Below are 21,623 nucleotides of genomic sequence, written 5' to 3' on the forward strand. Positions count from 1 at the left end.
ACGGCACAATTCGCCATGAGCACCCGCCAGGCGTGCAGGACATTATCGCTGAGCAGGACGGTGTATTTTTATCAGCCCGATACCCGGCGGGATGAGCCGGTGATCCTGGCTCTGAGCGAACTGGCAGAACGTTATCCGCGATACGGTTTTAAGAAGCTGTTCCAGCTGCTGCGCAGGCAGGGTAACACCTGGAACCATAAACGCGTTCACCGGATTTACTGCCTGCTGAAACTGAATTTTCGTCGCAAGGGAAAACAGCGTTTACCCGCACGTAACCCGACGCCACTGGCTACGCCGGAAGCGCTTAACCAGAGCTGGTCCATCGATTTTATGCATGATGCGCTGGTCTGCGGCAGACGTTTCCGGACCTTCAATGTGGTGGATGACTTTAACCGCGAGGCCCTCGCAATAGAAATCGATCTGAATATCCCCGCACAGCGGGTGGTCAGAGTGCTGGACAGAATAGTGGCAAACCGGGGTTATCCACTGAAACTGCGGATGGACAACGGACCAGAACTGGTCTCACTGACGCTGGCACAGTGGGCTGAAGAGCATGGAGTGATGCTGGAATTTATCAAACCGGGAAAACCAACGCAGAATGCCTTTATCGAACGGTTTAACCGGACGTACCGGACAGAAATCCTGGATTTTTATCTGTTCAGAACCCTGAATGAAGCGCGGGAAATCACAGAGCACTGGCTGATGGAATACAACAGCGAGCGACCTCATGAATCCCTGAATAACCTGACACCGGAGGAGTACCGGCTGATGGCTGAAAAACCGGAAATCTCAAAAAGTGCGTGGAACTAAAACGGGTGTGCTTACATCTCCAATTTTGGCAGGTCACATGGATGTTGGCGTCATAAATGCTTGAAATTAAATTTCCCAATGGTCATCAATCCAGCTAGCGGTTGAATCATCAATACTTATTTCCCAATTCGCAGACGGCAAAGCAATTTTCAGTTTAGAAAGTGCCTCAAGCCAGTAATCAACGGATTCGATAATCATGTTTTCATCATCAAGAGGAAGTTTAGTGGATCCTTCCAGGATGTACCCTGACGAAGGTTCACTATAGAAGGACAAAGTCTCTTCTTCGTCTCGATATGGGTATTTTTCATTGTAATTATCCAGAATCAATTGGATATGCTGATGTTCTAGCGAAGTCATAGGTTCATTACGTTTAGCGGAGTAATAAATTGATGAACTCATTCTTTATCTCTTAGTAGTAAGCATCTGTATCAGAAAAAACCTGTGCATTGTCAGTTGATGCGGAGTAATTATTCTCCCCTCATGCCCCCAACTCACCCAAAAACATGCAGAAACTCAATCTTCTCTGTCTTATCGGAAATACATAACGAGAGGAACTTATCTTTAAAACCTGCTGGAGGTGATTTCAGGTGTGTTACGGTCTCAGGATTAGACTCTAATTCATGCAACTGCGACAGCAAATTGTTTCCCATTAAGGCAGCGACATGCTCACCTAAGCTTTCTTTATTCTTTCTCAGGTAAGCGTCCAATATTTTATTTGAGGCGGCTACTGCCTCCGTTTCAGAACGCCCCAGTTCAAAGCGTGTATGGAGCAATTCATACTGGGCCTGACAAGCTGCTTCCGCCATTTCTCTCGCCTGCTCTTTTGGCCCAGGTGCTGCGGCCCAGGACATAGGTGTAACGAGCAACATCGTCAGTAAAACACCTGCTTTCATCAAAATATTGGCCTGTTTTATCAATAACCGACAACAGTTACAGATGAGCGATAGTAAACAAATAAAAGATATTTTCCCCTACCATTTTTTGGGAGGCGCATTCCATTTATCCGACCCTTTTCCCAGCCAATCCCTACCGAGCGGTATAATACCAGCATGAAGTAAGCAGCTATCAGCAGCAAAGAGCATTAAGAACAGAAGCAAAGAAGAGAAGTAAAAGAAGCGCGATTAAGGCAGGCGGCAACCCGCCCTAACCGCTAATCACAACCAACTACCAACGGAGTTGATTATGACTGACGAGCATAGTAAGCCAGAGAAGCACATCCCCACAACGACAAGGACTTATACTGTGGGCTACATTCGAGATTCGAAAAAATTCCAGCCTTCACCCGCCATTACGTTGAATGGGTTCTGGCTTGCGGAAGCGGGTTTTGATACGGGCACGAGCGTGGAGGTGCGGGTTCTGCCGGGTTGCCTGATATTAACGGCCAAGGAGCCGCCTCCGCCGGTGGAAGAGCCGGAGATCATGCAGACCCTGCGCAAGGTGTGTAAGTTTTCCGCCCGCAGGCAGAAGCAGGTTAAAGCGTTTATTGAGAACGTTGTCGCGCCGAAGCCGCGCGAAGTCTAGCGGATGACGTCAACCCCGGTGTCACTGCCGGGGTTTATCGTCGGGTATAAGCCGGAGCATAAAGCGGGTTTCCCGCGGGGAGAAAGCCTCAGGCTCCATAGCGGTTCCCGGTGTGAGCCAGCTGCCGGCGCCACACGCCCGGCGCGATGCCGTACTGGCGCTTGAAGCTGCGGTTGAAAGACTGCTGCGAGTCAAAGCCCAGGGAGATAGCCACGTTCAGGATCGGCTCTTCGGTGCGGCTCAGGCGCTCGGCGGATTTCTTCAGCTTCTGCGCGCGAATGTACTCCCCCAGGTTGTAGCCTGTGTGCTGCTTGAAGATCCGCTGCAGGTGCCACTTCGAGTACCCTGCCCGCTCGGAAACGGTGTTGATGTCGAGGCGGCTGTCGAGGTGGGTATCAATCCAGCCGAGTAAATCATGCATGAAGGCATCGGTGCTCATTGTCTCTCTCCCCTGCGGGTTTGTTAAAAGCATCTTTATCAGTTGCATTTAAATCTGACCTGCTTTGACAATAATTGCAAGTTTTATTGTTACATTAAATCCTCGTTACAAATGGGCCTTTTTCGAATGGCACAAATAGCACAGAAAGTGCAACAATTATTCTTGCACTTAGTTCTACGCCTTCCTACAATCGCCGCGATACTGTATTCGTAATTGATACACATTTTGTGCCGATGAGCGACACAAATGGCCTCAGGTCAGCCCGGACAAAGGAAGTGGCGCGGCACCCTCCGCTGCGTCTTGCCCGGCCGACTTCAACTATCGGAATAAGAATAATGAGCCTGCAAAAACATTGGGTTAGCCTTCATCTGCGCGTGTTGGGGCCGGTACTGCTTGCCGCGCTGCTCGCCGGATGCGACCGGGGAGTCGCACAAAACGCCGTGCCGCAGGCACCTGCCGTGAGCGTCGCCGACGTGGTGGTGAAACCCGTCAGCCAGTGGGATAGTTTTAACGGCCGCATCGAGGCGGTGGAAAGCGTTCAGCTCCGCCCCCGCGTCTCCGGCTACATCGACAAAGTGAATTACACCGACGGCCAGGAAGTGAAGAAAGGTGAAGTGCTGTTCACCATCGACGACAGAACCTACCGCGCCGCTCTGGAACAGGCGCAGGCGGCGTTGATGAGAGCCAAAACCCAGGCCAGCCTCGCCCGCAGCGAAGCCAGCCGCACCGACAAGCTGATCGGCACCAACGTCATTTCCCGCGAAGAGTGGGAACAGCGCCGCTCCGCCGCCACCCAGGCTGACGCCGATATTCGTGCCGCCCAGGCAGCGGTTGACGCGGCCCAGCTTAACCTCGACTTCACCAAAGTCACCGCCCCGATCGATGGCCGCGCCAGCCGTGCGCTGATCACCAGCGGCAACCTGGTCACGGCGGGCGACAGCGCCAGCGTGCTCACCACCGTGGTGTCTCAGAAGACGGTTTACGCCTACTTCGACGTGGATGAATCCACCTATCTGCACTACCAGAACCTCGCCCGCAGCGGCCAGGGCGCATCCAGCGACCATCAGGCGCTGCCGGTAGAAATTGGCCTGTCCGGGGAAGAAGGTTACCCGCATCGGGGCACCGTGGACTTCCTCGACAACCAGTTGACCGCCAGCACCGGCACCATCCGCATGCGCGCCGTGCTGGATAACGCCCAGCGTCAGTTCACCCCGGGGCTGTTCGCCCGCGTTCGCCTGCCGGGCAGCGCGGAGTTCCAGGCCCTGCTGATCAACGACAAAGCAGTGCTAACCGACCAGGACAGAAAATACGTCTACATCGTGGATAAAGACGGCAAGGCCCAGCGCCGCGACATCACCCCAGGCCGCCTGGCTTCCGGGCTGCGCATCGTGCAGCAGGGGCTGAACCCTGGCGATAAAGTCATCGTCGACGGGCTGCAGAAAGTGTTTATGCCGGGGATGCCGGTGAACGCCAAACCTGTCGCCATGGCCGCCACCAGCGCTGCCGTTAACTGATCCCTTACCAGAGAATCCGACGCATGGACTTTTCCCGCTTTTTTATCGACAGGCCGATTTTTGCCGCGGTGCTGTCGATTCTGATTTTTATTACGGGGCTTATCGCGATCCCGCTGTTGCCGATCAGTGAATACCCGGACGTCGTGCCGCCGAGCGTGCAGGTCCGGGCGGAATACCCTGGCGCCAACCCGAAAGTGATCGCTGAAACCGTGGCGACGCCGCTGGAAGAAGCGATCAACGGCGTCGAAAACATGATGTACATGAAATCCGTCGCCGGCTCCGACGGCGTGCTGGTGACGACCGTGACCTTCCGCCCGGGTACCGATCCGGATCAGGCCCAGGTTCAGGTGCAGAACCGCGTTTCCCAGGCCGAAGCTCGCCTGCCGGAAGACGTTCGCCGCCTCGGCATTACCACCCAGAAACAGTCGCCGACGCTGACCCTGGTGGTGCATCTGTTCTCGCCGAACGGCAAGTACGACTCGCTGTACATGCGTAACTACGCCACGCTGAAGGTGAAAGACGAGCTGGCTCGCCTGCCGGGCGTCGGGCAGATCCAGATTTTCGGCTCCGGCGAATACGCCATGCGCGTGTGGTTAGATCCGAACAAAGTGGCGGCGCGTGGCCTGACGGCCTCTGACGTGGTCACCGCGATGCAGGAGCAGAACGTCCAGGTCTCTGCCGGCCAGCTCGGCGCAGAGCCGCTGCCGAAAGCGAGCGATTTCCTGATCTCCATTAACGCCCAGGGCCGCCTGCACAGCGAAGAAGAGTTCGGCAATATCATCCTGAAAACCTCGCCGGATGGCTCGCTGGTTCGCCTGCGCGACGTGGCGCGCATCGAGCTGGGTTCCGGCAGCTATGCCCTGCGCTCCCAGTTGAACAACAAAGACGCGGTCGGGATCGGTATCTTCCAGGCCCCCGGCGCCAACGCCATCGACCTGTCTAACGCCGTGCGCGCCAAGATGGCCGAGCTGTCCACCCGCTTCCCGGCAGACATGAAGTGGGCGGCACCTTATGACCCGACCGTTTTCGTGCGCGACTCTATCCGGGCGGTGGTGCAAACCCTGCTGGAAGCCGTGGTGCTGGTTGTGCTGGTTGTTATTTTGTTCCTGCAAACCTGGCGGGCGTCGATCATCCCGCTGATTGCCGTCCCGGTCTCGGTTGTGGGGACGTTCAGCATCCTCTACCTGCTCGGCTTCTCGCTGAACACTTTGAGTCTGTTCGGGCTGGTGCTCGCCATCGGTATCGTGGTGGATGACGCCATCGTGGTGGTGGAGAACGTCGAGCGTAACATTGAGGAAGGGCTTGCCCCGCTGCAGGCGGCGCACCAGGCCATGCGCGAGGTGTCCGGCCCGATTATCGCCATCGCCCTGGTGCTGTGCGCGGTGTTCGTGCCGATGGCTTTCCTCTCCGGCGTGACCGGGCAGTTCTACAAGCAGTTCGCGGTGACCATCGCCATTTCGACGGTGATCTCGGCGATTAACTCCCTGACGCTCTCCCCGGCGCTGGCGGCCCTGCTGCTGAAGCCGCACGGTGCGCCGAAGGATATGCCGACCCGGCTGATCGACCGCCTGTTCGGCTGGCTGTTCCGGCCGTTCAACCGCTTCTTCCACCGTAGCTCGGAAGGTTACCAGGGGCTGGTGAGTAAAACCCTTGGCCGCCGTGGGGCGGTGTTTGCGGTGTACGTGCTGCTGCTGTGCGCCGCCGGGGTGATGTTCAAAACCGTGCCGGGCGGGTTTATTCCTACCCAGGATAAGCTCTACCTGATTGGCGGCGTGAAGATGCCGGAAGGCTCCTCGCTGGAGCGCACCGACGCGGTGATCCGTAAGATGAGCGAAATCGGGATGAACACCGAAGGCGTGGATTACGCGGTGGCGTTCCCCGGCCTGAACGCGCTGCAGTTCACCAACACGCCGAATACCGGCACGGTGTTCTTCGGCCTGAAGCCGTTCGACCAGCGGAAACACACGGCGGCGCAAATTAACGCCGAGATCAACGCCAAAATCTCGCAAATCCAGGAAGGCTTCGGCTTCTCGATTCTGCCGCCACCAATTCTTGGGTTAGGCCAGGGTTCCGGCTACTCGCTGTATATCCAGGACCGGGCGGGCTTAGGCTACGGGGCGCTGCAAACCGCGGTGAACACCATGTCCGGCGCGATCATGCAGACGCCGGGGATGCACTTCCCGATCTCCACCTACCAGGCGAACGTCCCGCAGCTGGATGTGCAGGTAGACCGCGATAAAGCCAAAGCCCAGGGCGTGTCGCTGACCGACCTGTTCGGCACGCTGCAGACTTATTTAGGCTCGTCCTACGTGAACGACTTCAACGAGTTCGGCCGCACCTGGCGCGTGATGGCCCAGGCCGACGGGCAGTTCCGCGACAGCATCGAAGACATCGGCAACCTGCGCACCCGCAACAGCCAGGGCGAAATGGTGCCGATCGGCAGTATGGTGAAAATCACCACCACCTACGGGCCGGACCCGGTGATCCGCTACAACGGCTACCCGGCGGCGGATCTCATCGGCGATGCCGATCCACGCGTGCTCTCTTCCGCACAGGCGATGAGCAAACTGGCCGCCATGTCCGGCCAGGTGCTGCCGAACGGGATGAACATCGAATGGACGGATCTGAGCTACCAGCAGGCAACCCAGGGCAACACGGCGATGATCGTCTTCCCGGTGGCGGTGCTGCTGGCCTTCCTGGTGCTCGCCGCGCTGTATGAAAGCTGGACCCTGCCGCTGGCGGTGATCCTGATTGTGCCGATGACCATGCTGTCGGCGCTGTTTGGCGTCTGGCTGACCGGGGGCGATAACAACGTGTTCGTCCAGGTCGGGCTGGTGGTGCTGATGGGCCTGGCCTGTAAGAACGCCATCCTGATAGTCGAGTTCGCCCGCGAGCTGGAGATGCAGGGCAAAGGCATTATGGAGTCCGCGCTGGAAGCCTGCCGCCTGCGTCTGCGCCCTATCGTGATGACCTCCATCGCCTTTATCGCCGGGACTATCCCGCTGATTCTGGGCCACGGCGCGGGCGCGGAAGTGCGCGGCGTGACCGGGGTGACGGTGTTCTCGGGCATGTTAGGGGTGACGCTGTTTGGTCTGTTCCTGACGCCGGTGTTTTACGTCACGCTGCGTAAGCTCGTTACGCGCGGTAAAACCCAGGCCAAAACTATCGAGGCGTGAGCCAGATAAAAAGGGCGGTGTAACAACCGCCTGATTAGCCCAACAAAAAACCGCCTTTCAAAGAGGCGGTTTTTTTATTTCTGCGGAAAGTGGCTGCAGGGCTTAATGGCCTTTTTTGTACAGCGCCTCTAGCTCAGGCACCGGCTGGCAGCCGCTGGTATCGCTCTTTTTCACTTTCTCCAGCGCGCTGGCCACGGTATGGCGAGCCAGCACCGCCAGCGACGCCTCTTCGGCTTCTTCCGCAATCGTTTTGAAGTACCAGCAGGCGTTGGCGCTCACCACGCAGCGGGCAGGCACGTCCGGGCGGGAAGCCCAAATCTTTTTGTCTTCAATCACCGACAGGTAAATATCTCGCAGGGTTATCTCTTCGGCCGGGCGGCCAAGATGAATGGAACCGTTGCGCCCCAGCGTCGAGACAATAATGCCGTCGCGCGTGAGGGGAACCATCAGTTTACGGATAAAGCTCGGGTTGGCTTCCAGCCCGTAGGCAAGAATTGCGCTGGTCGAACGTTCACCCATTTGCTCCGCCATCGCTACGCTGAGAACCATCTGCAAAGCTGTCGGGAAGCGGTAATCTAACATTTCATTTTCCTGGGTCGCGGTGGATCTTGTTCTTTTTGGCACCGCTAAGGTGAATAATCAATGAGCAATAATATACCAAATGTAGCGTTTTTTTTGAAGCAATCTGAGCTTTACCTGAGATGCAGTTCAAAATAACCGAAAGCTCATTTTCAATAAGTTACGGATCTAAACTATTCAATAAATGAATTCTGCCAGGCCGGGAAATTAATTCAAGCACTTGCCATGCCAGCTAATAAGTTGTGTAGCTGGCGTTGAATAAAATGCCCCGGCCTGTTTTGACCGGGGAACATATTTAGCGGCATTCTGGTTTCCAGTTTAACGCCTGCAGCGCAGCCATATCTTTGTCGGTATCGCCTTTGATGCGCTTCACCATGTCGTTCTCGGCCACTTTAGCGTCGGCGGGATACTGGCGGGCAAACTGCAGGTTGACGATGCCGCCGCAGGCTTCACGGGCGATCCACACATCTGACTCATAGCCGCCTTGCCTTGCGTCGCCCGGCTTCGGCAGGTAGATAATTCGGACTTCTGAAACATCGCCGTGTTTCACCACGGAATAGTGTGGCTTCGGTGTCGTGCGGTTTAGCTCCACCACCGTCGCCTGCATCCAGCGGTCGAGCGTGGCGTTGATCTTGAGCTGATTCACCGTAATTAACCGGGTCCACGCCCAATTTTCGGCCTTTTCACCGTCAGTAGTGTATTCCCACACCGCCTGCTGCGGCGTAGAGCGAGTAAAAGACTGGCCGTAGGTTTTGCCCGCAAAAGCGATGGTCTGCGGCGCGGTAAGATCTTTAATCTGCGATGTTTTTGCCGACTGCGGGCCAGCACAGGCGGCCAGCAGGCAGGTCGAAGCCAGAACAGCAATGGAGTAACGATTCAACGGTAAGCTTCCTTCTTTTTGTTATTTAATCACGCCAGAAGTCGAGGCAGAAAATAGCCCATAGCAGCCTGAGACGATGCTTTCAGGCGATTTTATGCTCTCTGACCATAGAAGGAAGTGAGTGAATGATCAATTTTTGCAGATATACTTTTCAGCATGACCTCTTCAATCAAAAATTCAAGATCGTTATAAAAGGCAGTCTATGAGTAAAACGGATTATATCCTGAGATCTCTTGCTAAGATTTCAGGCAAGCGCTGGGAGCATTACACGATTAATCGAATCTACCATCTCCTGAACGATCCTGACCTGGAGTTTATTTGCCAGCAGTGCATCAGGAAAAACGATGGGAAAATATATCTCGCCGATCTTTTTTTCCCTCAGTTAGGTCTATATCTGGAAATCGATGAAGGGCATCATGACAGTGAAGACGCAAAAATAAGAGATGCCATACGCCGCCTTGATATTACTGAGGCAACAGGTTTTCGCGAAGAGAGGATCCCCGCCAGTAACGTCACCATCAACGAACTTGATAAATATATAGATAAATTCATCAAGTTAGTTAAAGAACTTAAATCAACTCTTTTGCACAAAAAAACGTTTGAGCCATGGGACTATGAACATCGCTATACTGCTTGCAACCACATAAAAAAAGGGATGATAACCGTAGGGCCAGAAGCACTTTTTCGCCACCATAAGGATGCTCTAAACTGCTTTGGATATGAAAAGGGACATCATCAAGCGGGTCACTGGAATATACCAGAACATGTTAACAAGATTATTGGTCTTGAAGGAAAAAACATGATCTGGTTCCCAAAACTCTATGAGCAGAAAGACTGGAAAAATTCACTTTCAGACGATGGTAAGGTCATCACAGAATACCCGAACGATCTGGAAAAGAGCTATACAGAACGCTGGGATCACCGAATAGTAATGGCTCATTCGCGAGATGAGTTAAACCGAACCCTGTACCGCTTTCTTGGCGTGTTTAGGGCTGATCCAGCAACATTATCCTCAGCAGAGAAAAAATTTATTCGTACCGCTACTAGTGTAAAAATATTCCCAAAATGTCTCTGCAAAAAAACTGATTAATGATCTCGTTCCTGCTTTTCAACAATGAAAAGCAGGATTCCGCCCCACCTTCCCGCAACGGGCCTATACTTATCGGCGACACTTTTCCGCACGTTCTGTTCTGCATGCACCGATTTATGCGAGATAACGATATGGAATTAAAGGATTATTACGCCATCATGGGCGTGAAACCGACGGACGAACTCAAAACCATCAAAACCGCCTACCGCCGCCTGGCGCGCAAATACCACCCCGACGTCAGCAAAGAGCCCGACGCAGAGGCCCGCTTTAAAGAAGTGGCGGAAGCCTGGGAAGTGCTGAGCGACGAGCAGCGCCGCGCCGAGTACGACCAGATGTGGCAGCACCGCAACGACCCGCAGTTTAATCAGCAGTTCCATCAGGGCGGCGAGCAGAGCTACAACGCCCAGGACTTCGACGATATCTTCTCTTCTATGTTTGGCCAGCAGGCCAGGCATTCTCGCCAGCCGCACGCCTCGCGTGGCCACGATTTAGAAATCGAAGTGGCGGTCTTCCTGGAAGAAACCCTGGCCGAACACAGCCGCACCATCAGCTACAAGCTGCCGGTCTATAACGTGTTTGGTATCGTCGAGCGGGAAATCCCAAAAACGCTGAACGTTAAAATTCCGGCCGGCGTCGGCGACGGGCAGCGCATCCGGCTCAAAGGCCAGGGCACGCCGGGTGAAAACGGCGGGCCAAACGGTGACCTGTGGCTGGTCGTCCATATCGCGCCGCATCCGCTGTTCGACATCGTCGGCCACAACCTTGAGGTCGTGGTCCCGCTGGCGCCGTGGGAAGCCGCGCTGGGGGCAAAAGTCGAGGTACCTACGCTCAAAGACAGCATTCTGATGACCATCCCGGCCGGCAGCCAGGCCGGGCAGAAGCTGCGCATCAAAGGCAAAGGACTGGTCAGTAAACAGCACACCGGCGACCTGTTCGCGGTGATCAAAATCGTGATGCCACCTAAGCCGGATGAAAACGCCGCGGCGCTTTGGCAACAGCTGGCAGACGCCCAGTCGGCATTCAATCCGCGCAAAGATTGGGGGAAAAAATAATGGCTAACGTCACTGTCACTTTCACTATCACCGAGTTCTGCCTGCACACCGGCATTCAGGCGGACGAGCTCAATGAGATAGTCGGCCTGGGCGTCGTCGAACCCTACGATTTTGAGGTCAAACCCTGGCTGTTTGACGACCACGCGATCAGCGTGGCGCAGCGGGCCTTACGGCTAAGACGAGAATTAGCCCTGGACTGGCCGGGCATCGCCGTGGCGCTCACCCTGCTGGAGGAGAATGAACGCCTGCGGCAGGAGAATCGCCTGCTCCGGCAGCGTATAGGGCGTTTTATTCGCCATCCATAAGCGTATCTTCTGGTGGATAATTCAGCAGAATATATCCACCAGTCGTGAACATCCTGATTCATTTAGGAATATTACCTAAGGCAACATCCGCTTCGCTGTGCCAGGCTTATTCACGGTCATAAGGACTGATAACGTTTGTAGAGGATATTATGAAAAAAACGATCATCGCTTTATCTGCAATTCTGCTGGCTGCTCCTGTTTTTGCCGCGACCACCACACACGCAACCGATGAGACCGTTGCCGCGGCGCACGAAGGCGCGAACACCGCCAAAGAGAAACTGCACGAGGCGGAAAACAAAGGCGAAGAGCTGAAGCTTAAGTCTAAGCACGCCGCCGAAGGTAAAAGCGACAGCGTAGGCAGCAAGGTGAGCGAAGGCTCCCAGAAGGCCTGGCATAAAACCAAAGAAGGCACCGAGAAAGGTTGGAATGCAACCAAAGAAGGCGCTGAAAAAGGTTGGAATAAGACCAAAGAAGGCGCGTCTGATCTGAAGAAAAAAGTCAGCGAATAATTAGCCTTCTCTGAAGAAAAAGCCGCGAAAGCGGCTTTTTTTATGCCCGCTAGTTATGCAGCGTCACGCTGTCGTCCACGCTCTGGCGCCACATGCGAACCTGAGCGGACGGCGCGTTCGGGTCGGCGTAGCCGAAGGAGATCCCGAACAGCAGGCGATAATCGTCCGGCACGCCCAGAATTTTACGCGTCGCATCGGCATGGAAACCGAGCAGCGTCTGCGGAATGCCGGCAAAGCCACGCGCCGCCAGTGACAGCAGGAAGCTCTGCCCGTACATGCCGATGTCGGACGCCACACGGACGTTGTCGCCAAACGATGGCATAAACAGGAAGGCCACATGCGGGGCGCCGAAGAAGTTGAAGTTACGCAGGTAGGCCTCGCGGCGCTTCTCTTTATCGTCGCGGGCAATGCCTAATGCATCGTAATAAACCTTCGCCTGGCGCTGGCTGCGTTCGTAGTAATCGCCGTGAAAATCGTCATAGCTGAAGCTGAAATCCGGCGTGACGTTGCCCGCCGTATCGTTCTCAATCATCATCTTTTGCAGCGCATCTTTGGTTGCGCCGGAGGCAATATGGACGTTCCACGGCTGGGTGTTGCAGTTGGACGGGGAATGCTGGGCATCCTGCAAAACATCGCGGATTTGCGCCTCAGTCAGCGGCGTGGGCAGAAACGCCCGGGACGAAAAACGCTGACGTACGGCCTCGTCAAAAGCCAAAACTTTATTGCTCATACCATCCTCTCTGTGCTTCCCCGACGGTTCGGGGATCATGACTTGCCGGGGAGGATAACCCTGCCGGGCGTAGCGAAAAACCGTATAATCCATTAAGGACTTTTGCGGAAATTGCACAAATGAAAGATCTGAGCCAGATAAATGCGCGCTCAATGCGCCTCTTCCTTGCCGTTATCAACGAAGGCAGTTTTTCAGAAGTGGCCCGCCAGGAGAGCCTGTCGCCCTCTTCCGTTTCCCGCACCGTGATTCAGCTTGAGCAATCGCTGGAAACGCAGCTGCTGTACCGCAACACGCGAGCCGTGGTCGCCACCGAGGCGGGGAATATTTACGCCGCTGCGTTCAGGGAAATGCTGAGCCAGCTTGAACAGGCGCAAAACCAGATTGGTGAGCGCCGTCAAGAGCCCGGCGGGGTGCTGCGTTTCAATGCGCCGGTGTCTTTCGGTCTGCGCCATATCGCCCCGTGGATTGCCGAATTCAGTGAACGCTATCCGGCGCTGCGGCTGGAGCTAAACCTGACCGATAACTACATCGACCCGCTGGCGGACGGCACCGATTTGCTGCTGCGTATCTCGCCGATGCAGGACAGCTCGCTGCACGGGCGTTTTATTACCCGCCAGCGGGCTTATCTGGTGGCCAGCCCGGCCTATCTCGCACGCTACGGCACGCCGCAAAAGCCCGAAGAGTTACACAATCACAGGCTACTGGCCTATCGAGGTCTGATGGGCCTTCAGCGCTGGTATTTCACCCAGGGGGAAGAAAAAATACAGCTCACGCCGGAGCCTAAAATCGTCTCCGGTAATGCAGAGATGCTGGTGAAAGCGGCAGAAGATGGCGCAGGTATTGTGCTGTTCCCGGACTGGCAAATCAGCGATGCGCTGCGGGCCAAGCGGCTTATCCCGATGATGATGGAATACACCGCGTCCTACAGCGCCACCGACCATTCACTCTATATGCTCTATCCCGGCGGGCGCTTTCCGTCGCTTAACACCCGCACCGCGATAGACTTCTTTATGGCGAAGTTTGGCTCTCCGCCTTACTGGCAGGACGTTTAACTCGTTTTAAGTTCATCGAAAAGCTCGGGGGGTTTATCCCGCGCTTTAAACAGCAGGATCAGCGCGTGATAAACCCCCAATGAATTTACCCTTTATCGCCAATCCATTGCATAAACTCGCCGACGTGATTAGCCCACAGATCCGGGCGCGTCATAGTAAAATGCCCGGGCGATGTCGGGGTTCCGGCCTGTACCACGTAGCGGCCCTGTTTTAGCTTCGGTACCTCAGTTTCCAGCACGCGCAGGCTGTCCGGGTTAAACTCGTCGTCAGAGAAATTCAGCGCATACAGTTTGGTGGTAATTTTGCTCAGGTCAGGCTGCGGGTTATAGCTGAAGGAAGATTTGAGCGAATAGAGAACATCGTTGGTATCGATATGGTTGGCGGTGAAACGGTTGTTCGCCAGGAACTTGTCCGCTGCGGCCCCGTCCGGGATCGTCCTTTGCAGATCCGGCGCGCTGTCGATCATCATTCGCAGAATGTTGTACCCCTGGAGCCAGCTCTCAGGTGCCTGAGTATAATTGCCGTTGTGCCATGCCGGATCGGCTCGCACCGAGTCCACGATCATTCTGCGCCACAGCAAATTACGCCCGGAAACCTTGATCGGCAGTGACACCACCGGCATGACGCCGTCCATCATGTTCGGGTACGCCACCGCCCACTGCCAGGCGTTCATTCCCCCCATCGACATCCCTATCACGGCATGCAGGTGCTTAATGCCCAGCGTTTCGGTCACCAGCTTGTGCTGCAAATCAACCATATCGCCGTAATCGTAGTTGGGGAATTTCGCCTTTAAGCCGTCGCTCGGTTTGCTCGACTGGCCGTGGCCAATGCTGTCGGCAAAAATCAGATAGTAGCGGTTCGAGTCCAGCGGGCGGCCCGGTCCGTAAAGGGATTTGGTCCAGGCTGGACTCAGCAGCGCGCGGCTGTCCGCCCCCGTCCAGTGCAGCACCAGAATCGCATTATCAATCTCTCCCTGCGCATTTCGGTGCGCCTTCCCAAGCGTGGCGTAGTGCAACTTCACCTGAGCCAGCGTTTCGCCATCCCGAAACTTGTAGTTAGCGAATACGGCATTGGCCTGACGCGCCGCCGGGTTGAGCTGTGTGTCCCAGGGAGCCCCGGGTGCTGCTGGCGCGGGGGCCGCAAATACGGGGCTGGAGAGCCCGGCACCGGCAAACAGGAGGCTTAAAAGCAGACTGACTTTCGTAAGGGTACGCGTAGATTTCATCGAGATTCACCTGGGTAAATGAGCGAGTGTTCTCTGGCATCGGACTGGATAAAACTTGCCCGCCTCACCATTAACTCTTATAATAAGAGTAACAATAAAAAGATCAACCACTGCTTAACGATTGGCCGGAGACACTCATCCGGCTATAGACTGTTACCGGCCCACGTTGATGAAAAATAAGGAACGCTATGCGCTCAAAAGGTTTTGAAGGTATGACCTGCTCCGTCGCCTGCGTGATGGGAGCCTTAGGTGACCGCTGGGGAATGCTGATTATGCGCGACCTGTTTTTAGGCCTCAGCCGCTACGATGATTTTCGCCGCTCCAGCGGCATCACCAATGCCACGCTGTCCGACAGGCTAAAAGCGCTTGAAGAACAAGCATTGATTACCCGGCAGCTGTACCAGACGAGGCCGGATCGCTACGAATACGTGCTCACCGAAAAAGGGCGGGATATCGGGCTGGTGCTGCTGAGCATGATGCAGATAGGCAGCAAGTGGAATATCCCTGACCTTGTGGGGCCGTCGCTTTTGATGGTGGACGGCAACAGCGGGCACAAAGTTAAAGTTGCCCTGGTTGATACCGAAACCGGGCAGCAGGTTTCCCCGCAGGACGTCATGGTGGAGTTGGGGCCAGGCGCCGACGAACTTACCCGCTGGCGTTCGGCGGGCCGAATCAGAAACCCCGAACCCAGCGAGAGCTAAGTCGGGCAAGATAAACGTAAAACTCAACGAGAAAAGTGATGAAAATACTGGTGGTTGGAGCAGGTGCAATCGGGGGTTATTACGGCGCAAGGCTGATTCAGTCCGGCGCTGACGTGACTTTTCTCGTTCGGCCAAAACGGGCCGAGCTGCTGGCAAAACAAGGTCTGAGGCTGGAGAGTAGCCAGGGGGATTTTAATGCCCCGGTGAATGCGGTCACCCGGGACAGTCTCCGGCCGGACTATGACCTGATCCTGCTCAGTTGCAAAACCTACGATCTGCAGGCAGCTATCGATGACATTACGCCTGCCGTCGGCCCGTCTACCGCCATTTTGCCTTTCCTCAATGGCCTCTCGGTTTACGACGAACTCGACGCCCGTTTTGGCCCCGACCGGGTGCTGGGCGGCGCGGCTTATATTGCCACCACGCTTAACGCCACCGGCGAAATCAAACAGATGGGCGCGGCGGATCAGGTGGTCGTCGGGGCCAGATCTCCAGCAACGGTCGGCGTAGCAAAAGCGGTTTACGCCCTGTTAGCCTCTTCCGCTGGCGTGCGCGTGCTGTCAGATAACATCATGCAGGCGCTGTGGAACAAGTGGGTGATGCTGGCTTCCGGCGCGCTGATGAACTGCCTGATGCGCGGCACGGTGGGGGATATTCTGGCAACACAGGACGGCGAGGCGCTGATGAAACAGGCGCTTTCGGAAAGCCTCAGCGTCGCCGCGGCAGAAGGTTACCCGCTGCCGCCGGAGGAAATCACCAGCATTGAAAAACGCCTGCTGGACCCGCAATCCGCCTGGGCCGCCTCGATGATGCGCGACATTGCCAGCAACGCACCGCGCCTTGAAGGGGATGCCATCGTCGGCGATATGATTACCCGCGCCACCCGGCACGGCCTGAGCGTTCCGCTCTGCCGGGTGGCGTACTGCCATCTCCAGGTTTACGCCCACCAGCACACGCCGGGGGCGGTAGTTCAACAGCCGTTCAAATAACGAGGTCATATGGAGCTGCTTGCCAACGAGTGGACGCAATTTGTCGCGGCGCCGTCACAGGGGCTCCAGGGCCTGCACGCCCATTTTAATAAGCACCGCTACGAGCGCCATTCCCACGATTACTTTGTGATAGGCACCATGGACGTCGGGGCTTCCAAAGTGGGTCTGGGCAGCGGCTCGATTATCGCGCCGGCCGGCAGTGCCATGATTGTGAATCCGGGGGATGCCCACGACGGCAGCGTTTACTCCGAGCAGGGTTACACCTATAGCATGCTCTACGTGCAGCCCTGGGTGGTGGACGGCATGGCTCACGAGCTGGAGCTGAATCCCGGCCACGGCCTTTGCTTCACCCGCCCGGTGTTGAGCGACCCGGATATCGTGGCCGGGTTGCAAACACTTCACCGCACGCTGTTTCAACAGCAGGACAGCTTAGCGCTGGAGGTGACGCTGATTGACGCGCTAAAGCCGCTGCTGAGCCGCTATTCCACACGCCGTTTTACCCCGCAGGAAGAATGCCACGAGCCGCGCATAGCCAGAGTGCGCGACCTGATTCACGACAGCTTTGCCTCCCCGCTGACCACCGAAGATATGGCCCAGGCATCCGGGCTGAGCCGGGTGCGTCTGAACCAGCTATTCCGCGCCGCTTATGGCCTGTCGCTGCACGCCTACCTCAACAGAGTCCGTATGGATTCCGCAAGGCAAATGCTCCGCACGGGCCTGCCCGCTGCGGACGTCGCCAGCGCCGTTGGCCTGTTCGATCAGAGCCATTTGATTCGCCGCTTTAAAGGCTGCTTCGGCATCACCCCGGCACAATTTGTTAGCGCCCATTTTTCAGATATCCAATACGGCCGCCGCTGACCTTTTCATACTCCCGCGCCTTAAGGTTCTTATTTTCTTCGGAGCAGAGTATGTCTCATTCCACAGATTCACCGTCCGTCAGCCAGGCCAGGGCACGCGTGTCCGCCTGGGTCATGATTGTCATTGGTGCGGGAAGCGTGCTGTCGTCGCTCGACCTGTTTGTCGTTAACCTCGCTTTCCCGGCCATTCGCGATAGCTTTGCCGGCGCCACTAACCAGGCGCTGTCCTGGGTGATCAGCGCCTATTCCATTGCCTTTGCCGCTTTTCTGGTGCCCGCAGGCAGGATGGCGGATATTTACGGCCGCAAGCGTATCTTTAAAGCCGGCCTGGCGGTGTTCTCGGTGGCGAGCGTGGCCTGCGCTTTTGCCCCGGACGTTATCTCCCTGATTTGTGCGCGAGGCCTGAAAGGCGTTGGCGCCGCGCTGATGATCCCCACCAGCCTGGGGCTGCTGCTGGCGGCGTACCCAAAAGAGCGTCATAAGCAGATGGTGGGGATTTGGGCCGCGACCGGGTCAGTTGCCGCCGCGCTTGGCCCGATGCTCGGCGGGGCGCTGGTGAATATCGACTGGCGATTGATCTTTCTGATCAACCTCCCGGTGGCGATCCCGGCCCTGTGGCTGAGTAAGCACCTGACGGAAACGGAGGTGGTTAAAAGCCGCTTCCCGGATATTATCGGCTCTCTGATGCTGGTTGTAGGGCTGGCGCTGCTGGTGGCCGGGATCTCCTGGGCCAGCGACTGGGGCTTCACCAGCGCCAGGCTATGGACCGTGCTGGGCGGAGCTTTCGTCTTCCTGGCGCTGTTCGTTCGCCGCTGCCTGACGCAGCCCGCCCCGGCGCTCGACCTGCGGGTATTCCGCGTGCCTGCGTTTACCCTCGCCACGCTGGGCATGGCCTTTTTCTACATGGGATTTGCCATCATGCTGCTGGGCGGTAGCCTGTTTCTGACCCAGGTCTGGCACTGGCCGACCGTCGAGGCGGGTGCCGCTTTTGGTCTCGGCCCCGGCACCGCCGTTGTCGCCTCGTTGATCGCGGGCAGAACGGGGTTCTCCCCTAAAAAACTCACCATCGCCGCAGGCCTTTTGTATGTGATAGCCGGTCTCTGGTGGCACATCGCCCTGGGCGCTGAACCGGACTATCTGCTGGCCTACCTGCCCGCGCTGATGCTGACGGGGGCCGGGGCGGGTATCGGCCAGACGGGCTTTATCGCAGGTGGCACGGCGGCGCTGCCGGCGCATCAATATGCCACCGGCACCGGGATCATTAACACCTCGCGGCAAATTGGGGCCGCCATCGGCGTGGCGGTGTTCGTGGCCGTATCCGGCAGCGCCGTTGCCAGCGAGCAGTACCACACCGCGTGGCTGCTGATGTCGCTCTTCGGGCTTATCGCCTCGCTGTCAGCGCTGCTGCTTAGCGCGAAGCGGTAGCGCTTATTTTTCCAGTAAGCCCAGGCGAATAAAACTTTCGGCGGTGGCGACAATCGCCTCCTCCGGGGAACGCGGTGCCCAGCCGAGCAGGTTCACCGCTTTCGCATTGGTCACGGTCATGTCCACACCGAGCAGAGTCAGCGATCCTTTCATACCCGGATTTTTGTGCGCCGCCAGGCGCACCATCCAGTCCGGTAGCGCGAGGGTGGAGACTTTGCTGGCGGCGTCACCGAGGTGTTGACGCAGGATTTTCGCCACCTCAACCATCCGCAGGCTTTGGCCGGAACTGGCAAGGAAGCGCTCGCCGTTGGCTGCCGGGTGCGTCATCGCCAGCCAGTGCAGGTCGGCCACGTCGCGCACGTCCACAAAGCAAGAGTTGATGTTTGGGTTACCTTTTTGCCCGTCCAGCATGTTTTTCACCAGCCGAGTGGAGTGGGAAAAATCCGGCCCTAATACCGGCCCCATCACCGCCACCGGGTTCACCGCCGACAGCTCTAGCCCCCGCCCTTCTTGCTCGACAAATGCCCAGGCCGCCTTTTCCGCCAGCGTTTTCGATTTCTGATAAGGCCAGACTTTACCGGCAACATCGCTCCAGTCCGTTTCGTCAAACGGGCGGCGATGGCTTGCCGGATGCCCGACGCCAACGGCCCCAAAGGCAGAAGTGAGTACTACGCGCTTAACACCGGCAAAGCTTGCGGCGCGGAGTACGCGCAGGTTGCCGTCCACCGCAGGTTTGATCCAGTCCTCGTCGGTGGCGTGGTTGCCGGAAGGCGTCGGCGATGCGCCATGCATCACATAGCGGCACCCGGCCATAGCCTCGGCCCAGCCGTCATCCGCCATTAAATCAGCGACGAAAAAGGAGAGACGGTCGCCCGGCTCACAGCCGCCCTCTTTCAGATTTTGGAGCACCTCTGCTTTGCGCTCAGCGGAACGCACGGTGGTACGAACCTCATAGCCTCTCGCCAGCAGGGTAATGATGCAGTGCTGGGCAATAAATCCGGTTCCGCCGGTAACCAATACGATATCTTGGGTCATGCTTTGCTCCTCTGTGGCCTGGCAAGCAGGCGGCATATGTTCACTTGCTGCGCAGAATAAAGCCGGCCAGCCGGATTTTGAATGCTTGATAGTCCGTTCTACTTGCGCGATAGTACGGCAATGCACACCGATCCTTTTTCTGAAATCCTCAAATTTGCCAACGCCGAGTCGCTGGTCACCGGCGGCTTTACCGCGGGCGGCGACTGGGCGCTTCACTTCCCGCCGCCGGACAAAATTAAATTCTTCGCCATCGTCAAAGGCAGTTGCTGGGTGATCCTCGAAGGCCACCCGGAACCCATTCATTTTTGTACCGGCGATGTCGGCCTGCTGAATGACAGGCGGGCGTTTATTGTCGCCAGTTCACCAGAGATCAAACCGGTCGATGCCATGCGCGTTTTTAAGGCCGGAGAGAGGAACTACGCCGCCCTGGGAGAAGGGAAAGAGTTTGAGTACATGGGTGGGCACGTCCTGCTGGACCCCAACCGCGGGCAGATGCTTGCTCAGGTGTTGCCGCAGTGGATCCATATTCCGGCCGCATCCCCGCAGGCGGCGTCTTTTCGCTGGCTGCTCGATCAGCTGATTGCCGAAAGAGAAACGGCCCAGCCCGGCACCCAGCTCGCCTCCGCGCAGCTTTCACAGCTGCTGTTTATTCAGATCCTGCGTGCCCATTTGCAAACCAGCCATTCACTTCCGGCAGGTTTGCTGCGCGCGCTGGGAGACGCCCGCCTTGCCCCGGCGCTGCAGCTTATTCACGCTAATCCGGCTTGTAACTGGCGCCTGGAAGAGCTCGCCAAAACCTGCGCCATGTCGCGCACCACATTTGCGGAGTATTTCCGTACCGTATCGGGCATGACACCGGGGGCTTACCTTACCCAGTGGCGTATGCGGCTGGCGGAGAAAGCGCTGCGCGAGCAGGCCGACCAAATTGCCATGGTCGCCCAGTCCCTCGGCTACACCTCCGAAAGCGCCTTTAGCAACGCCTTTAAGCGCGAAACCGGCCTGTCGCCCAAAGCATGGCGTAACGCCGCCCGCAACACGGTAAGTTGAGAATAAAAAAACGCCGCACAATGGCGGCGTTTATGTAGCCAGCGTTCTGGCCACTTTGCTTTAACGATTAAAAACCGTATTTCACGCCAATCATCGCGGATGTGTCGTGGTAGCCTTTATCGCCGATTTGCTGTGCAACGCCGCCCCACATGTTGAGGTCATGGGTAATCTGCCCCTGCACGCCAAGTTTGAGCTGGCCAATGTTGCGGGCCCCCTCTTCATTGAGCAGTTTATCCCCCATTCTCACGCCAAAGTTTTTGGTGTTATGCAGCCAGTCCGCTTCCACGTAAGGCTTGAACTCACGCCCTTTGCCGTCGTCCTCTTGACGATGGCCGCGCAGGTAGAGCCGCACGCCAAGGCGAGATTGCAGGTTGCCCTGCCCGCTGTCCTGCACGCGAGTGCCGTTAGCTTCCGTATGTTCAGCGCTGTGCACGCCCATCCAGGTCAGCTGCGCCTGAGGTTCAAGATAGACAGCCTGACGCTGGCTTTCGCTCAGCAGCATGTTGTAGCCGCTTTCCAGCGAAGCGGTGAAGCCGCGACTTTTGTAATCCTCGTTTTGCAAATCGTCACCGCTGACGTGGTTGTTAAACCAGTTGTACATCACCCAGCCGTCCACATAGACCCCTTCACGGGAAACAGCGTTCTGGTACCAGGTACCGTAAGCCCCGACGCTGTAACCGTCCATTT

Annotated in this window: 22 protein-coding genes; 14 read left to right on the forward strand and 8 right to left on the reverse strand. The window is 56.8% G+C overall.

What is annotated here, in order from left to right; translation table 11 throughout:
- Positions 1-15 precede the first annotated feature (15 nt).
- Positions 16-810, forward strand: a complete 795-nt coding sequence (locus tag VW41_18480; protein AJZ90855.1) for a transposase — start codon at positions 16-18, stop codon at positions 808-810.
- A 66-nt stretch (positions 811-876) separates the two neighbouring features.
- On the opposite strand, the gene VW41_18485 is transcribed toward VW41_18480, so the two are convergent.
- Entirely contained in the window at positions 877-1,209 is a 333-nt protein-coding gene (locus VW41_18485) for a hypothetical protein (GenBank protein ID AJZ90856.1), read from the reverse strand.
- A 92-nt stretch (positions 1,210-1,301) separates the two neighbouring features.
- Positions 1,302-1,703: a hypothetical protein gene (locus VW41_18490; protein ID AJZ90857.1), complete on the reverse strand. Its 402-nt coding sequence runs from the start codon at positions 1,701-1,703 to the stop codon at positions 1,302-1,304.
- Positions 1,704-1,992: 289 nt separating this feature from the next.
- On the opposite strand from VW41_18490, the gene VW41_18495 reads away from it, so the two are divergent.
- Entirely contained in the window at positions 1,993-2,331 is a 339-nt protein-coding gene (locus VW41_18495) for an endoribonuclease (protein AJZ90858.1), read from the forward strand.
- An 88-nt stretch (positions 2,332-2,419) separates the two neighbouring features.
- Here VW41_18495 and VW41_18500 read toward each other — a convergent pair whose 3' ends face one another.
- A complete protein-coding gene (locus VW41_18500; GenBank protein AJZ90859.1) occupies positions 2,420-2,770 on the reverse strand; it encodes an AraC family transcriptional regulator in 351 nt (116 codons plus the stop codon).
- 335 nt (positions 2,771-3,105) lie between these two features.
- Between VW41_18500 and VW41_18505 the strand changes: the two genes are divergently transcribed.
- Together VW41_18505 and VW41_18510 are read left to right on the forward strand one after the other, a co-directional pair.
- Positions 3,106-4,284, forward strand: coding sequence for an acriflavin resistance protein AcrA (locus VW41_18505; GenBank protein AJZ90860.1), 1,179 nt, complete (start codon positions 3,106-3,108; stop codon positions 4,282-4,284).
- Positions 4,285-4,307: 23 nt separating this feature from the next.
- Positions 4,308-7,460 carry a transporter gene (locus VW41_18510; protein AJZ90861.1) on the forward strand — a complete coding sequence of 1,051 codons (3,153 nt, stop codon included), beginning with the start codon at positions 4,308-4,310 and terminating at the stop codon, positions 7,458-7,460.
- 102 nt (positions 7,461-7,562) lie between these two features.
- On the opposite strand, the gene VW41_18515 is transcribed toward VW41_18510, so the two are convergent.
- Positions 7,563-8,042: a transcriptional regulator gene (locus VW41_18515; protein ID AJZ90862.1), complete on the reverse strand. Its 480-nt coding sequence runs from the start codon at positions 8,040-8,042 to the stop codon at positions 7,563-7,565.
- 292 nt (positions 8,043-8,334) lie between these two features.
- Positions 8,335-8,919 carry a hypothetical protein gene (locus tag VW41_18520; protein ID AJZ90863.1) on the reverse strand — a complete coding sequence of 195 codons (585 nt, stop codon included), beginning with the start codon at positions 8,917-8,919 and terminating at the stop codon, positions 8,335-8,337.
- Positions 8,920-9,121: 202 nt separating this feature from the next.
- Between VW41_18520 and VW41_18525 the strand changes: the two genes are divergently transcribed.
- The 4 genes from VW41_18525 to VW41_18540 all read left to right on the forward strand — a co-directional run bounded on the left by VW41_18525 (position 9,122) and on the right by VW41_18540 (position 11,875).
- Positions 9,122-10,009: a hypothetical protein gene (locus VW41_18525; protein ID AJZ90864.1), complete on the forward strand. Its 888-nt coding sequence runs from the start codon at positions 9,122-9,124 to the stop codon at positions 10,007-10,009.
- Positions 10,010-10,140: 131 nt separating this feature from the next.
- Positions 10,141-11,061 carry a DNA-binding protein gene (locus VW41_18530; GenBank protein AJZ92021.1) on the forward strand — a complete coding sequence of 307 codons (921 nt, stop codon included), beginning with the start codon at positions 10,141-10,143 and terminating at the stop codon, positions 11,059-11,061.
- On the forward strand, positions 11,061-11,366 hold the full coding sequence (locus tag VW41_18535) for a chaperone-modulator protein CbpM (protein AJZ90865.1): 306 nt from the start codon (positions 11,061-11,063) through the stop codon (positions 11,364-11,366). The genes VW41_18530 and VW41_18535 overlap by 1 nt, the downstream gene beginning before the upstream one ends.
- A gap of 149 nt (positions 11,367-11,515) precedes the next feature.
- Positions 11,516-11,875, forward strand: a complete 360-nt coding sequence (locus VW41_18540; GenBank protein ID AJZ90866.1) for a hypothetical protein — start codon at positions 11,516-11,518, stop codon at positions 11,873-11,875.
- Positions 11,876-11,924: 49 nt separating this feature from the next.
- Here the strand turns inward: VW41_18540 and VW41_18545 are convergent, their stop codons facing one another.
- Complete coding sequence (locus VW41_18545) at positions 11,925-12,605, reverse strand: nitroreductase (protein AJZ90867.1); 681 nt, start codon at positions 12,603-12,605, stop codon at positions 11,925-11,927.
- A gap of 119 nt (positions 12,606-12,724) precedes the next feature.
- Here VW41_18545 and VW41_18550 point away from each other — a divergent pair, with 119 nt between their 5' ends.
- Positions 12,725-13,657: a LysR family transcriptional regulator gene (locus VW41_18550; protein ID AJZ90868.1), complete on the forward strand. Its 933-nt coding sequence runs from the start codon at positions 12,725-12,727 to the stop codon at positions 13,655-13,657.
- Between the two features lie 85 nt (positions 13,658-13,742).
- Here the strand turns inward: VW41_18550 and VW41_18555 are convergent, their stop codons facing one another.
- Positions 13,743-14,882, reverse strand: a complete 1,140-nt coding sequence (locus VW41_18555; protein AJZ90869.1) for a homoserine acetyltransferase — start codon at positions 14,880-14,882, stop codon at positions 13,743-13,745.
- A gap of 188 nt (positions 14,883-15,070) precedes the next feature.
- Between VW41_18555 and VW41_18560 the strand changes: the two genes are divergently transcribed.
- The 4 genes from VW41_18560 to VW41_18575 all read left to right on the forward strand — a co-directional run bounded on the left by VW41_18560 (position 15,071) and on the right by VW41_18575 (position 18,854).
- Positions 15,071-15,583 carry a MarR family transcriptional regulator gene (locus VW41_18560; protein ID AJZ90870.1) on the forward strand — a complete coding sequence of 171 codons (513 nt, stop codon included), beginning with the start codon at positions 15,071-15,073 and terminating at the stop codon, positions 15,581-15,583.
- A 38-nt stretch (positions 15,584-15,621) separates the two neighbouring features.
- Positions 15,622-16,572: a ketopantoate reductase gene (locus VW41_18565; GenBank protein ID AJZ90871.1), complete on the forward strand. Its 951-nt coding sequence runs from the start codon at positions 15,622-15,624 to the stop codon at positions 16,570-16,572.
- A 9-nt stretch (positions 16,573-16,581) separates the two neighbouring features.
- Positions 16,582-17,430 carry an AraC family transcriptional regulator gene (locus tag VW41_18570; protein ID AJZ90872.1) on the forward strand — a complete coding sequence of 283 codons (849 nt, stop codon included), beginning with the start codon at positions 16,582-16,584 and terminating at the stop codon, positions 17,428-17,430.
- Between the two features lie 113 nt (positions 17,431-17,543).
- Complete coding sequence (locus tag VW41_18575; GenBank protein ID AJZ90873.1) at positions 17,544-18,854, forward strand: membrane protein; 1,311 nt, start codon at positions 17,544-17,546, stop codon at positions 18,852-18,854.
- A 3-nt stretch (positions 18,855-18,857) separates the two neighbouring features.
- Here VW41_18575 and VW41_18580 read toward each other — a convergent pair whose 3' ends face one another.
- Entirely contained in the window at positions 18,858-19,889 is a 1,032-nt protein-coding gene (locus VW41_18580) for an epimerase (GenBank protein AJZ90874.1), read from the reverse strand.
- Positions 19,890-19,970: 81 nt separating this feature from the next.
- Between VW41_18580 and VW41_18585 the strand changes: the two genes are divergently transcribed.
- Positions 19,971-20,936: an AraC family transcriptional regulator gene (locus VW41_18585; protein ID AJZ90875.1), complete on the forward strand. Its 966-nt coding sequence runs from the start codon at positions 19,971-19,973 to the stop codon at positions 20,934-20,936.
- Positions 20,937-21,623 lie beyond the last annotated feature (687 nt).

Source organism: Klebsiella michiganensis (assembly GCA_000963575.1).
In the GTDB taxonomy this organism is placed as follows: domain Bacteria; phylum Pseudomonadota; class Gammaproteobacteria; order Enterobacterales; family Enterobacteriaceae; genus Cedecea; species Cedecea michiganensis_A.